9 protein-coding genes are annotated in these 12,307 nt (G+C 76.0%); all 9 read right to left on the bottom strand.

The annotated features are described in order from the left end of the window. Positions 1–37: 37 nt before the first annotated feature. On the bottom strand, positions 38–1,339 hold the full coding sequence (gene ftsZ / locus FB380_RS20320; protein ID WP_166757065.1) for a cell division protein FtsZ: 1,302 nt from the start codon (positions 1,337–1,339) through the stop codon (positions 38–40). A gap of 327 nt (positions 1,340–1,666) precedes the next feature. Further along, positions 1,667–2,335, bottom strand: a complete 669-nt coding sequence (locus FB380_RS20325) for a cell division protein FtsQ/DivIB (protein ID WP_229682184.1) — start codon at positions 2,333–2,335, stop codon at positions 1,667–1,669. A gap of 143 nt (positions 2,336–2,478) precedes the next feature. Beyond that, entirely contained in the window at positions 2,479–3,939 is a 1,461-nt protein-coding gene (gene murC, locus FB380_RS20330; protein WP_166757067.1) for a UDP-N-acetylmuramate--L-alanine ligase, read from the bottom strand. Next, on the bottom strand, positions 3,936–5,111 hold the full coding sequence (gene murG, locus FB380_RS20335) for an undecaprenyldiphospho-muramoylpentapeptide beta-N-acetylglucosaminyltransferase (RefSeq protein WP_229682185.1): 1,176 nt from the start codon (positions 5,109–5,111) through the stop codon (positions 3,936–3,938). Before murG ends, murC begins: the two co-directional genes overlap by 4 nt. Then, positions 5,108–6,769: a putative lipid II flippase FtsW gene (ftsW, locus tag FB380_RS20340; protein ID WP_166757068.1), complete on the bottom strand. Its 1,662-nt coding sequence runs from the start codon at positions 6,767–6,769 to the stop codon at positions 5,108–5,110. The genes murG and ftsW overlap by 4 nt, the downstream gene beginning before the upstream one ends. Before the next feature lie 7 nt (positions 6,770–6,776). Then, the gene (murD, locus tag FB380_RS20345) at positions 6,777–8,204 is read right to left on the bottom strand and encodes a UDP-N-acetylmuramoyl-L-alanine--D-glutamate ligase (RefSeq protein ID WP_229682186.1); all 1,428 of its coding nucleotides are present in this window, start codon (positions 8,202–8,204) and stop codon (positions 6,777–6,779) included. A 2-nt stretch (positions 8,205–8,206) separates the two neighbouring features. Then, positions 8,207–9,286, bottom strand: coding sequence for a phospho-N-acetylmuramoyl-pentapeptide-transferase (gene mraY, locus FB380_RS20350; RefSeq protein ID WP_166757069.1), 1,080 nt, complete (start codon positions 9,284–9,286; stop codon positions 8,207–8,209). After that, positions 9,283–10,713 carry a UDP-N-acetylmuramoyl-tripeptide--D-alanyl-D-alanine ligase gene (locus FB380_RS20355; RefSeq protein ID WP_166757070.1) on the bottom strand — a complete coding sequence of 477 codons (1,431 nt, stop codon included), beginning with the start codon at positions 10,711–10,713 and terminating at the stop codon, positions 9,283–9,285. The genes mraY and FB380_RS20355 overlap by 4 nt, the downstream gene beginning before the upstream one ends. Continuing rightward, positions 10,710–12,269, bottom strand: coding sequence for a UDP-N-acetylmuramoyl-L-alanyl-D-glutamate--2,6-diaminopimelate ligase (locus FB380_RS20360; RefSeq protein WP_166757071.1), 1,560 nt, complete (start codon positions 12,267–12,269; stop codon positions 10,710–10,712). The genes FB380_RS20355 and FB380_RS20360 overlap by 4 nt, the downstream gene beginning before the upstream one ends. Positions 12,270–12,307: the final 38 nt, after the last annotated feature.

A 12,307-nucleotide genomic window follows, 5' to 3' on the forward strand; every position in this document is an offset into this window, starting at 1 on the left:
GGCGAGCCTGCGAGGCCCGGGGGGCAGGGGGGTCCTTTCACTGGCTGCGCAGGAACTCGGGGATGTCGAGTTCTTCCTCGAAGTCGTCGGTCGCGAGCGGCCGGCGGGCTCCGCCGGACTGCCCGGAGATCGGCGGCAGCGGGGGCACGGTGATCCCGCCACCCTGCGGTGCACTGCCGGGCTGCCCCGGTCGCGGCGCCGCGGGCGAGGAGGTCGCAGGTGCCGCCGCCGGGGCCTGCGGCGGTGCGGCCGGAGCCGGGGTGGCCGGCCGCTCAGCGGCCTGCGCCGGCGCCGGCGGCCGGGCCGCCGGAGGGGCACTGACCGGAGCCACCGGGGCGGCCGGCGCCGAGGTCGCCAGCGGCGTGCTGCCGGCGTCCTTGCGGGTGCCGGGCTTGCCGCCGTCGAACCCGGCCGCGATCACCGTGACCCGCACCTCGTCACCGAGGGCGTCGTCGATGACGGCGCCGAAGATGATGTTGGCGTCGGGGTGCGCGGCGTCGGAGACCAGTGAGGCCGCCTCGTTGATCTCGAACAGGCCCAGGTCCGACCCGCCGGAGATCGACAGCAGGACGCCGTGGGCGCCCTCCATCGAGGCCTCCAGCAGCGGCGAGGCGATCGCCTGCTCGGCGGCCAGCAGCGCGCGGTTGTCCCCGCGGGCACTGCCGATGCCCATCAGCGCCGACCCGGCCCCGGACATGACCGACTTGACGTCGGCGAAGTCCAGGTTGATCAGGCCGGGGGTGGTGATCAGGTCGGTGATGCCCTGGACACCGGAGAGCAGCACCTGGTCGGCGGTGCGGAAGGCGTCCATCACGCTGACGTTCCGGTCGCCCAGCTGCAGCAGCCGGTCGTTCGGGATCACGATGAGCGTGTCGCACTCGTTGCGCAGCTCCTCGATGCCCGACTCGGCCTGGACCGCCCGCCGCTTCCCCTCGAAGGAGAACGGGCGGGTGACCACGCCGATGGTCAGTGCGCCGAGCTTGCGGGCGATCGAGGCGACGACCGGCGCACCACCGGTGCCGGTGCCACCGCCCTCGCCCGCGGTCACGAAGACCATGTCGGCGCCCTTGAGCACCTCTTCGATCTCCTCGCGGTGGTCCTCGGCGGCCTGCCGGCCCACGTCGGGCTGGGCGCCGGCGCCCAGGCCGCGGGTGAGCTCGCGACCGACGTCGAGCTTGACGTCGGCGTCGCTCATCAGCAACGCCTGCGCGTCGGTGTTGATCGCGATGAACTCGACCCCCTTGAGGCCGACCTCGATCATGCGGTTGACCGCGTTCACCCCGCCGCCGCCGATGCCGACGACCTTGATGACCGCTAGGTAGTTGTGCGGAGGTGTCATGCCGCGCTCCCCAACTGGACCCTCATCCTTAGGTTAAGCCTTATAGTTATGTCAACTGAGTCGTTGTGTGGACGAAGTTAGGTGTGCCCATCCGGGGCAGCAAGCACCCTCCTCGGCTCGGCGTGTCCGTCGGGCGGGTTCTCACGAGGATCCCCCGGCACATCCGTCACTTCCCGCTCACTGGACGTGACGAACCGCCTGGTCAGCGTCTCCAGTTGTGCTCAAGACATCCCCGACCCCCGTCGGCACGCCCGGACGCAGGACGCGCACAGTCTTTTTCTCGACCGGGCGTGTCGGAGCGCCGCGGCAACCCGCCGGGACCCTCCCTCAGCGGAGGACGACGGCGTCGGGGGTGCTGACGTCGAGGGTGTCGGCCGGGTCGAGGGTGCCCTCCTCGATCTGGTCCAGCAGCGCACCCAGCACCTCGGCCTTGCGGTCGGTGCGCGCCGCGCTCCCCCAGCGCACCGACCGGCCGTCGGTCAGCGTCAGCGTGACGTCGTCGGCGGTGCGCGCGGAGACCCCGGTCACCTGGCGGCGGACGGCGTCCGGGAGGGCGGTGAGCGCGCCCAGCGCGGCGGTGGTGGCCGCGTCGTCCGGGCCGGGCTCGGGCACGTCGAGCGGGACGACGCCGTCCGGGGCCTCGCCGGTGATCGTGTCGAAGACCACGCCCTGGGCGTCGACCAGTCCCCGGGTGCCGCCCTGGTCCACGACGGCGACCGGCACCCGCTCCGCCAGGGTGACCACGACGGTCCCCGGCCAGCCGCGGGTCACCTCCACCGAGTCGACCTGGGGCAGCTGCGCCACCCTGGCGGTCGCCGCCTCGGTGTCCACCCGCACCAGCGGGGTGCCCTCCTCGATCCCGGCGACGGAGACGACCTGGGCGTCGGACAGCGCGACCGCCCCGTCGACCCGCACGGTGCGCACCGCCAGCAGCGGGCTGGCCAGCAGAACCCAGGCGACCAGCGCCACCACGAGGGCGGACCCGACCCCCAGCACGACCGACCGGCGGCGTCGCGACGCGGCGCGGCGGGCGCGACCGCGCCGGGCGCGCAGCGAGGTGACCGGTGCGGCAGCTCCCGCCGGGGTGGCGCCGCGCCGCGGTCTACGGGACCGGTCGCGGGTCGTCGACCCCGTACGGCTCACCGGAGGGGCTCCGGCCCGTCCTCCACCGCGTCCGCGAGCTCCGGCGGCGCCAGCGCCACCAGCACCTCGGGTCCGACCATCGACACGTCGCCGGCGCCCATCGTCACCACCAGGTCGCCCGGGCGGGCCCGCTCGGCCATCGCGCCGGCGGCCGCCGACCAGGACGGCTCGAAGGCGACGTGACCGGCGGGCAGCGGCACCGCGTCGGCGACCAGCGCGCCGGTGACCCCGGGCACCGGGTCTTCCCGGGCGCCGTAGACCTCCATGACCACGACCTCGTCGGCCAGGCCCAGCGCCTCGCCGAACCCGGCCGCGAACTGCGCCGTCCGGCTGTAGAGGTGCGGCTGGAAGAGCACCAGCAGCCGGCCCTCCCCCACCACCGCCCGGGCTGCCCGCAGCTGGGCGGCGACCTCGGTGGGGTGGTGGGCGTAGTCGTCGTACACCCGGACGCCGGCGGCGGTGCCCTTGAGCTCGAAGCGCCGGTGCACGCCGCCGAACCGGCCGAGTCCGTCGACCAGCCCGGCGGCCGGCAGCTCCAGCTCCAGCCCGGCGAGGAGTGCGGCCGCGCTGTTGAGCGCCATGTGCACCCCGGGCAGCCGGATGTGCACCGCGCCGATCTCCTGGTCGTCGAGGACGGCGGTGTACCGGGTGCCGTCCGGGCCGACCTCCAGGTCGACCAGCCGGAGGTCCGCACCGGCCGACTGGCCGTAGGTGCGGACCCGGGCCGGGGCGCCGATCGTGGCCAGCCGGGCAGCACCCGGGTCGTCGGCGCACAGCACCAGGAAGCCGTCGGCGGGGACGGTGCGCGCGAAGGTGTCGAACGCCGCCTCGACGGCGGCCAGGTCGCCGTAGTTGTCCAGGTGGTCGGCCTCGACGTTGGTGACGATGCCCCCGCGCGGGGCCAGCAGCAGGAAGGAGCGGTCGCTCTCGTCGGCCTCGGCGAGGAACACGTCGCCCTGACCGGCGTGCGCGTTGGAGCCGGACTCGTTCAGCGTGCCGCCGATGGCGAAGGACGGGTCGACGCCGCAGGCCTGGACGGCGACGGTCAGCATCGACGTCGTCGAGGTCTTCCCGTGCGTGCCCGCCACCGCGACGCTGCGCCGGCCGGCCATCACCGCCGCCAGCGCCACCGCCCGCGGCAGCACCCGCAGCCCGCGCTCCCGAGCGGCGACCAGCTCGGCGTTCTCGTCCCGGATCGCCGTGGAGACCACCACGGTCGCGGCCTCGCCCAGGTGCTCGGCGGCGTGACCGACCTCGATCCGCGCGCCGAGGGCGTCCAGCGCGCGCAGCGCCGGGGAGTCGCGCCGGTCGCTGCCGGACACCGGCACGCCGCGGGCGAGCATGATCCGGGCGATGCCGCTCATCCCGGCACCGCCGATGCCGATGAAGTGGACCGGGCCGAGCTCGTCCAGCGACGGGATGGGGCCGCGCCAGGCGGCGACGTCGTCGGCGCTCATCGGAGGGCCACCTCCCGGCCGGCGACCTGCAGCACGAGGTCGGCCAGCCGCTCGTCGGCGTCCGGGGTGCCTGCCGCGGCCGCGTGCTCGGCCAGCGCCGACAGCGCCTGCGGGTCGGTGAGCAACGGGAGGAGCTCCCGCTCGATCCAGGACGGCGACAGGTCGGCGTCGGCGACCAGCACCGACCCCCCGGCCTCGACCACGGGCAGCGCGTTGAGCCGCTGCTCGCCGTTGCCGATCGGCAGGGGCACGAACGCGGCCGGCAAGCCGACCGCGGAGAGCTCGGCGACGGTGACCGCGCCGGAGCGGCACAGCGCCAGGTCCGCCGCGGCGTAGGCCAGGTCCATCCGCTCCAGGTAGTCGACGACGACGTAGGGCGCCGACCCGGCCGGCCGGGCGGGAACCGTGACCTCGGTGTTCTTCGGCCCCCGGGCGTGCAGCACCTGCACCCCGGCGGCGGTCAGGGCGTCGGCCGCCGCGACCGCGGCCCGGTTCAGCGACGCGGCGCCCTGCGAGCCGCCGAACACCAGCAGGGTCGGGCGGTCGGGGTCCAGCCCGAACTCGGCGCGCGCCTCGCCCCGCCGGGCGGCCCGGTCCAGGCCGCTGATCGCCGTCCGCAGCGGCATCCCGACGTGCTCGGCGCCGCGCAGCGGCGTGCTCGGCACGGTGACCGCGACCCGGGCGGCGAGCCGGGCGCCGATCCGGTTGGCCAGGCCCGGCAGTGCGTTCTGCTCGTGCACCACGACCGGGACGCCGGCCCGGCGGGCGGCCAGGTAGGCGGGCAGGGCCACGTACCCGCCGAAGCCGACGACCACGTCGGCGCGGAGCTCGTCGAGCAGCTGCCGGGTCTCGGCGACGGCGCGCCACACCCGGCCGGGGACACGCAGCAGGTCTGGGGTGGGCTTGCGCGGCAGCGGCACCGGCGGGATGAGCCGCAGGTCGTAGCCGCGGGCCGGCACCAGCCGGGTCTCCATGCCGCGGGCGGTGCCCAGGCACGTGACCCTCGGGGTCCCTCCCCCGGCAGCGGTGCGGCGGGTGAGGGCGTCGGCGAGGGCGAGCATCGGCTCGATGTGGCCGCCGGTGCCGCCACCGGCGAGCACGACGTGCACCGGGTCGGCGCCGGACGGAGGCCCGGCCGGGCGGTCGCCGGGGGCGGGCTGGGATGAGGTCACTGCGGGCGTCCTGGCCGTTCGGTTCTCGGGGGGCGGGACCGCGGGACGGGCCGGCCCCGGGCAGCGGGCGGCTCCCCCGACCAGGGACGGTCGCGGAGCCCCTCGCGCAGGCCGGGCCCCGCAGCAGCCGGGGGCCGGCTGCGTCCGGTCGGGCGGTCACCGGGGTTCTGCCGGCGGTCGACAGTCTGCCGGTCCGCTCCGCCCCGGCGCGCGTCCGGGGTGGGCGCCGGCTGGTCGGGACGACGTCCCCGGGCCGGACCGACGGGCGAGGGGTCGCCCGGCACCCGGGCGACCGTCCGGCCGTTCCCGCGCCGGGGCGCCGCGGGCGGCGGGCCGGCGCGGCCCGCGGACCGGGCCTCCCGGCGCCGGCGGGAGGGCACCGGGTCGACCGCAGCCGAGGGCACGGGCGCCAGGAGGCGCGCCAACCGGCCGCGGCGCTGGCCCCGCTGGAAGGCGATCGCGGCCGGTTCGGCCCGGGCGAAGCGGACCAGCAGCCCGACGACGAAGAGGGTGAGGACCAGCGAGGTGCCACCGGCGGAGATCAACGGCAGCGTCACACCGGTCACCGGCAGCAGGCCCACCACGTAGCCCATGTTGATCACGGCCTGCCCGACCAGCCACACGATGATGGCGACGCTGGCCAGCTGGACGAAGCGGTCGGTGGACCGGCGGGCGATCCGGAAGCCGGCCCAGGCCAGGATGCCGTACAGGGTGACCACCACGAGGCAGCCGAGGAAGCCCAGCTCCTCGCCGATGATCGCGAAGATGTAGTCGGACTCCGCGTGCGGCAGGATGTTCCACTTCATCGCGCTGTTGCCCAGCCCGACGCCCCACACCCCGCCGGTGGCCAGCGCGTACAGCCCGCGGATCGCCTGGTAGCCGCCGTTCTCCGGATCGGCGAAGGGGTCCAGGAACGAGGTGATCCGGGCCATCCGGTAGCTGGCGAACGTGACCATCAGGACGACGGCCACGGCGGCGAGCGCGACGGCCCCGGCGATGTAGCGGCGGGACAGCCCACCGGCCCACATCAGCCCGGCCAGCACCAGCCCGAGGCTGACCACCGCACCCATGTCGGGCTCGGCGAGCAGCAGCAGCGAGACCAACCCGAAGACCGGCAGCACCGGCACGAGCAGCGACTGGACGGTCAGGTACTTCTCCCGCAGCGCGATCACGTGCGCGCCCCACAGGGCGAAGACCAGCTTGCCCAGCTCGGAGGGCTGGAAGTTGGTGAAGCCCAGGTCGAACCAGGCCCGCGAGCCGTTCAGCTTCAGCCCGATCCCCGGCACCAGGACCAGCAGCAGCAGCCCGAACACGCCGAGCAGCGCCCAGCCGGAGAACTGGCGGATGCGCCCGACCGGCAGGTGCATCGCCACCAGCATGGCGACCAGCCCGACCACGGCGAACGCGATCTGCCGGACGCCGGGCAGCCAGGCGGGCTGGCCGGCCTTGGCCGCCTCGATCGAGGAGGCGGAGAAGACCATCACCAGACCGATCGCCAGCAGCATGCCGGCCGCGCCGAGCACCAGGTGGGAGCTGGTCATCGGGCCGTCGACCCAGGCCGGGGCGCGCAGGCGCAGCCCCTCGCCGCGGGCCGCGGTGGGCTGCTCCTCCTCCCGGCCGGCACGGCGGGACGAGCGCTGCCCGGTGGTCGCCGTCACCGGCCGGTCACCCCAGCGCGCGGACCGCGTCGGCGAAGGCCCGGCCGCGGTGCGCGTAGTCGGTGAACACGTCCATCGAGGCCGCCGCCGGGGCGAGCAGCACGGTGTCCCCGGGGCGGGCCAGCCGGACGGCGGCCGCGACCACCTCACGCATCACACTGTCCCCATCCGTCACGGCGCCATCGTCGCCGCTGGGGACGACCGTGCGTGGGACCGACGGGGCGTGTCGCGCCAGCGACCGGGCCAGCACCTCCCGATCCCGGCCCAGCAGCACCACCCCGGCCAGCCGTGGGGCGACCGCGGCGACCAGCGGGTCGACGTCGGCGCCCTTGAGCAGGCCCCCGGCGATCCACACCACCCGCGGGTAGGCGGCCAGCGAGGCCCCGGCTGCGTGCGGGTTGGTCGCCTTGCTGTCGTCGACGAAGTCGATGCCGTCGACGCTGCCGACCAGCACGTTGCGGTGCGCGCCGCCGCGGAAGCCGGCCAGGCCCCGCCCGACGGCGGCCGCGTCGACCCCGGCGACCCGGGCGAGGGCCGCGGCGGCCAGCGCGTTGACCGTGTTGTGCGGCCCCCGCACCTGCAGGGCGTCCAGCTCGACCAGCACCTCACCGGCCGGCTCGGGGCTGAACGCGCGGTCGACGAGGGCACCGGCCCGGACGCCGAGCTGGCCGCGCGCGGGCTCGCCGAGGGTCACGGTGACCGGGTGCCGGTGGGCGGCGACCAGCGAGGACGCCACCGGGTCACCGGCGTCGGCGACCGCGACCGGCGCCAGCCGCAGCAGCTGGGCCTTGGCGTCGCGGTAGGCGTCGAACGAGCCGTGCCAGTCGACGTGGTCGTCGGCGACGTTCAACACGCAGGCACCGGCCGGGGCGATCGAGGAGGACCAGTGCAGCTGGAAGCTGGACAGCTCCACGGCGATCGCGTCATGGGCGGGGGCGCCGTCGGCGTCGCGGGCGGTGACCACCTCCACGAGCGGCCGGCCGACGTTGCCGGCCGCGACCGCCCGCCGCCCGCCGGCCTGCAGGACCGCCTCCAGCATCGTGACCGTCGTCGTCTTGCCGTTCGTGCCGGTGACGGCGTACCAGGGGGCCGGCTCCGCGCCGGGGGCCGCGATCCGCAACCGCCAGGCCAGCTCCGGCTCGCCGATGACCGCCACCCCGCGGGCGGCGGCGATCCGCAGCAGCGGGGAGTCCGGCCGCCAGCCCGGGGAGGTGACGACCAGGTCGACGCCCTCCGGGGGCTCACCGATCGCCCCGAGCCAGCGGGCGCCGGCCCCGACCAGCTCGGCCAGCACGGCGGGCTCGGCGGCGTCGGTGAGCAGGACGTCGTCCCCGCGGGCCAGCAGCACCCGGGCAGCTGCCGCGCCGGAAACGCCGAGCCCGGCGACCAGCACGGTGCCCAGCGGGCGCCCGGCCGTCTCGTTCGCAGGTGCCACGTCTACAGCCCCGCGACGGAGAGCCAGTCGGCGTAGAACAGCCCCAGCCCGAAGGCGACCGCCATCCCCGTGACCAGCCAGAACCGGACGATCACGGTGTTCTCCGCCCAGCCGGCCAGCTCGAAGTGGTGGTGCAGCGGGGCCATCCGGAAGACCCGCCGGCGGGTGGCCCGGAAGAAGCCGACCTGGATCACCACCGACAGCGTCACCGCGACGAACAGCCCGCCGAGCACGACCAGCAGCAGCTCGGTGCGGGTGACGATGGCCAGCCCGGCCATCAGCCCGCCCAGGGCCAGCGAGCCGGTGTCGCCCATGAAGATGCGGGCCGGCGAGGTGTTCCACCACAGGAAGCCCAGGCAGGCGCCCATCGCCGCGGCGGCCACCAGCGTGACGTCGAGCGGGTCGCGGACGGTGTAGCACCCGTCGACGACCCCTCCGGCGCAGTCGTTGCCGAACTGCCAGAACGAGATGACCACGTAGGAGCCGAACACCATCGCCGAGGCGCCGGCGGCCAGCCCGTCGAGGCCGTCGGTGAGGTTGACGGCGTTGGAGAACCCGGCGATGAACAGGTAGGCCAGCGCGACGAAGGCGACCGCCGGCAGGGTGAGCGGGGCGATGTCCCGGACGAAGGAGACCGTCGTGGTGGCCACCGCGGTGCCGTCCTCGCCGTCGGCGATCAGCGCGAGGACGGCGAAGGTGACCCCGATGACCAGCTGGCCGACCAGCTTCGCGGTCTTGTTCAGGCCGAGGCTGCGCCGGTACCGGATCTTGAGGTAGTCGTCGAGGAAGCCGACCGTGCCCAGACCGATGAGCAGGAACAGCAGCAGCAGGCCGGTGGCGGTGACGCCACGCCCCTCCTGGTTGATCACGAACAGGTGCGCCACCAAGTAGCCGACCACCGTGGCCAGCACCATCACGGTGCCGCCCATGGTGGGCGTGCCCTTCTTCGACAGGTGGCTCTCCGGGCCGTCGTCCCGGATCTCCTGGCCGAAGCCGTGCCGCCGGAAGGCCTTGATGGCCAGCGGGGTCAGCAGGATCGAGACCATCAGCCCGACGGCGGCGGCGACGAGGACGGACCTCATGCGACCACCTCCGGGCCGCCGTCGGCGATCAGGTCGGCGGCGAGCTCCTCGAGGCCGTAGCTGCGCGAGGCCTTGACCAGGACGACGTCGCCCGGCCCGACCACCTCGGCCAGCATCCGCCGGGCTGCTGCCCGGTCCGGCAGGTGCACGGACTCCTCCTGCTCTCCCCCACGGTCGGCTGCGCGACCCCGGGCGTCCAGTTCGGCCCGGGCGCCCGCGTGCACGCCGGCCGCGTCGGGACCGACGGCGACGACCAGGTCGACCCCGGCGCGCACGGCGTCCCGGCCCAGCTCCTCGTGCGCGGCCCCGGCGGTGTCGCCCAGCTCCCCCATCGCACCGAGGACGGCGATCCGGCGACGGCCGCGCAGCCGGCTGAGCGCGGCGAGCGCGGCACGCATGGACTCCGGGTTGGCGTTGTAGGCGTCGTTGACGACGGTCACGCCGTCGGCGCGGGTGGTGACCTCCATCCGCCAGCGGCTGCGGGGGGCGGCGGCCGACAGCGCGGCGGCGACCTGCGCGGGGGTCATCCCGGCGGCGAGTGCGGCGCCGGCGGCCGACAGCGCGTTGGCCACCTGGTGCAGCCCGACGACCTGGAGGGCGACGGGGTGCTCCTCGCCACCGGCGCGCAGGGTGAACCGCGGGCGGGCGGCGTCGTCCAGCGTCACGTCGGTGGCCCGGACGTCGGCGTCGGCCTCGACGCCGGTGGTCACCACGGTCGCCGCGGTGCGGGGCGCCATGCCGATCACCCGCGGGTCGTCGGCGTTGAGCACCGCGGTGCCCTCGACCGGCAGCGCCGCGACCAGCTCGCCCTTGCTGGTGGCGATCACCTCGGCGCTGCCGAACTCCCCGAGGTGGGCGGACCCGACGTTGAGCACGACGCCGATCGCCGGCCGGGCGATCCCGCACAGCCGGGCGATGTGGCCCGGGCCGCGCGAGCCCATCTCCAGCACCAGGAAGCGGGTGTCCGCGTCGGCGGAGAGCACGGTCAGCGGCAGGCCGATGTCGTTGTTGAACGACCCCTGGGGGCTGACGGTCGGGCCGGCCGCGGCCAGCACCTGGCCCAGCAGGTCCTTGGTCGAGGTCTTGCCGGAGGACCCGGTGATCCCGATGGTCACCAGCCCCGCCTCGACCAGGCGGCCGTGCACGGCCGCGGCCAGCCGGCCCAGGGCCGCGACCGGGTCGGCCACGACCACGCAGGGCAGCGCGGGGTCGGCCCGGGCGGTGAGCGCACCGACCGCGCCGGCCGCCGCGGCCGCAGGGAGGAAGTCGGCGCCGTCCACCCGTTCCCCGGGGAGGGCGACGAACAGGTCACCGGCGGCCACGGCGCGGGAGTCGACCAGCACCGCACCGGTGACCTCGGCCGCACCGTCCCCGACGAGCTCGCCGTCGACGGCCAGGGCCACCTCGGCCAGGGTCAACGAGATCACGCGTCCACCCCGGTGCGGGCGGCCAGCAGCTCGTGCAGCACCACGCGGTCGTCGAAGGGCAGCACCTGGCCCCCCACCTCCTGACCTCTCTCGTGGCCCTTGCCGGCCACCAGCAGCGTGTCACCCGGCCCGGCGAGCGCGACGGCGGCCGCGAGGGCCGCCCGCCGGTCGCCGATCTCCAGCACCTCGGCCCGCCGGTCGGCGGGGACGTCGTCGACACCGGCACGCATCGCCGACCGGATGACCGCGGGGTCCTCGGAGCGCGGGTTGTCGTCGGTGATCACGAGCACGTCGCTGGCGGCCGCCGCGGCGGCGCCCATCCCCGGCCGCTTGCCGGGGTCGCGGTCACCGCCGCAGCCCAGCACGGTGAGCAGCCGCCCGGGGGTCGCCGGGCGGAGCGCGGCCAGCGCGGTCCGCACCGCGTCGGGGGTGTGCGCGTAGTCGACGACGGCGACGAACGGCTGGCCGGCGTCCACCGGCTCCATCCGCCCGGGGACGACGGTGTCGGCGATCCCGGCCAGCGACGTCTCCGGCGGCACCCCGACGGCGTCGAGCAGCGCGACGGCGAGCACCGCGTTGGCCACGTTGAAGCTGCCCGGCAGCCGCAGCCGGGCCGGCCAGCTCCGCCCGCCGGGGCCGTGCAGCGTGAAGGTCGAGCCACCGGCGGGGACGGTGGCGACGTCGCCGGCCGACCAGTCCGCGCCGCCGGCGCCGAGCGCGGAGACGGTGACCGTGCCCGGGCGGACCAGCCGCCGTCCGGCCGGGTCGTCGACGTCGACCACCTCGACCGCGGCGCGGCCGTCGAACAGCAGCGCCTTGGCCTGGAAGTAGCTCTCCTGGTCGCCGTGGAAGTCCAGGTGGTCGCGGGAGAGGTTGGTGAACCCGGCGGCGGCGAAGCGCACCCCGCCGACGCGGCCCAGGACCAGCGCGTGGCTGGACACCTCCATGACCACCGCGCGCACCCCGGACTCGACCATCGTGGCCAGCAGCGCGTGCAGGTCGGCCGCCTCCGGGGTGGTGCGGACGCTGGGCAGCTCGGTGGTGACCGGTGCGCCGTCGGCGTCCCGGCCCCGGGTGCGGGTCTGCACCGTGCCGATCAGGCCGCTGGCCCAGCCGGCGGCGGCCAGGCCGGCCTCGACCAGGTAGCTCGTCGTCGTCTTGCCGTTGGTGCCGGTGATGCCGAGCACGGTCAGCTGCTCGCTGGGGCGCCCGTAGACCCGGGCGGCGACCGGGCCGAGCACGGCCCGTGGGTCGTCGGCCACGCAGACCGGCAGGCCGGCGGCCCGGGCCTGCTCCTCCCCCGCCGGGTCGGTGAGCACCGCGCGGGCGCCGCGCGCGGCGGCGTCGGCGGTGTACCGGGCGCCGTGCGTGCGGGCGCCGGGGAGGGCGGCGTAGAGGTCACCGGGGCGGACGTCGCCGGAGGCGTGGGTGACGCCGGTGACGGCCACGGCGGTCGCACCGGTGACCGGGGCGCCGACGAGGTCGGCGAGATCGGCGAGGGAGAGCGGGCGGTTCCCGGCTGGCCGGGACGCCGCCCCGGGCGCGGTCGGGGTCACGACGGTCCAATCTACCGGCGCGGAGGAGGACGGCCCGG

The organism is Modestobacter marinus (assembly GCF_011758655.1).
Taxonomy (GTDB): domain Bacteria; phylum Actinomycetota; class Actinomycetes; order Mycobacteriales; family Geodermatophilaceae; genus Modestobacter; species Modestobacter marinus.

Bases quoted from the DNA above. Each gene is read 5' to 3' on its own strand.
- ftsZ (WP_166757065.1), bottom strand. From the start codon at position 1,339: ATGACACCTCCGCACAACTACCTAGCGGTCATCAAGGTCGTCGGCATC.
- murC (WP_166757067.1), bottom strand. From the start codon at position 3,939: ATGAGCGCCGACGACGTCGCCGCCTGGCGCGGCCCCATCCCGTCGCTG.
- mraY (WP_166757069.1), bottom strand. From the start codon at position 9,286: ATGAGGTCCGTCCTCGTCGCCGCCGCCGTCGGGCTGATGGTCTCGATC.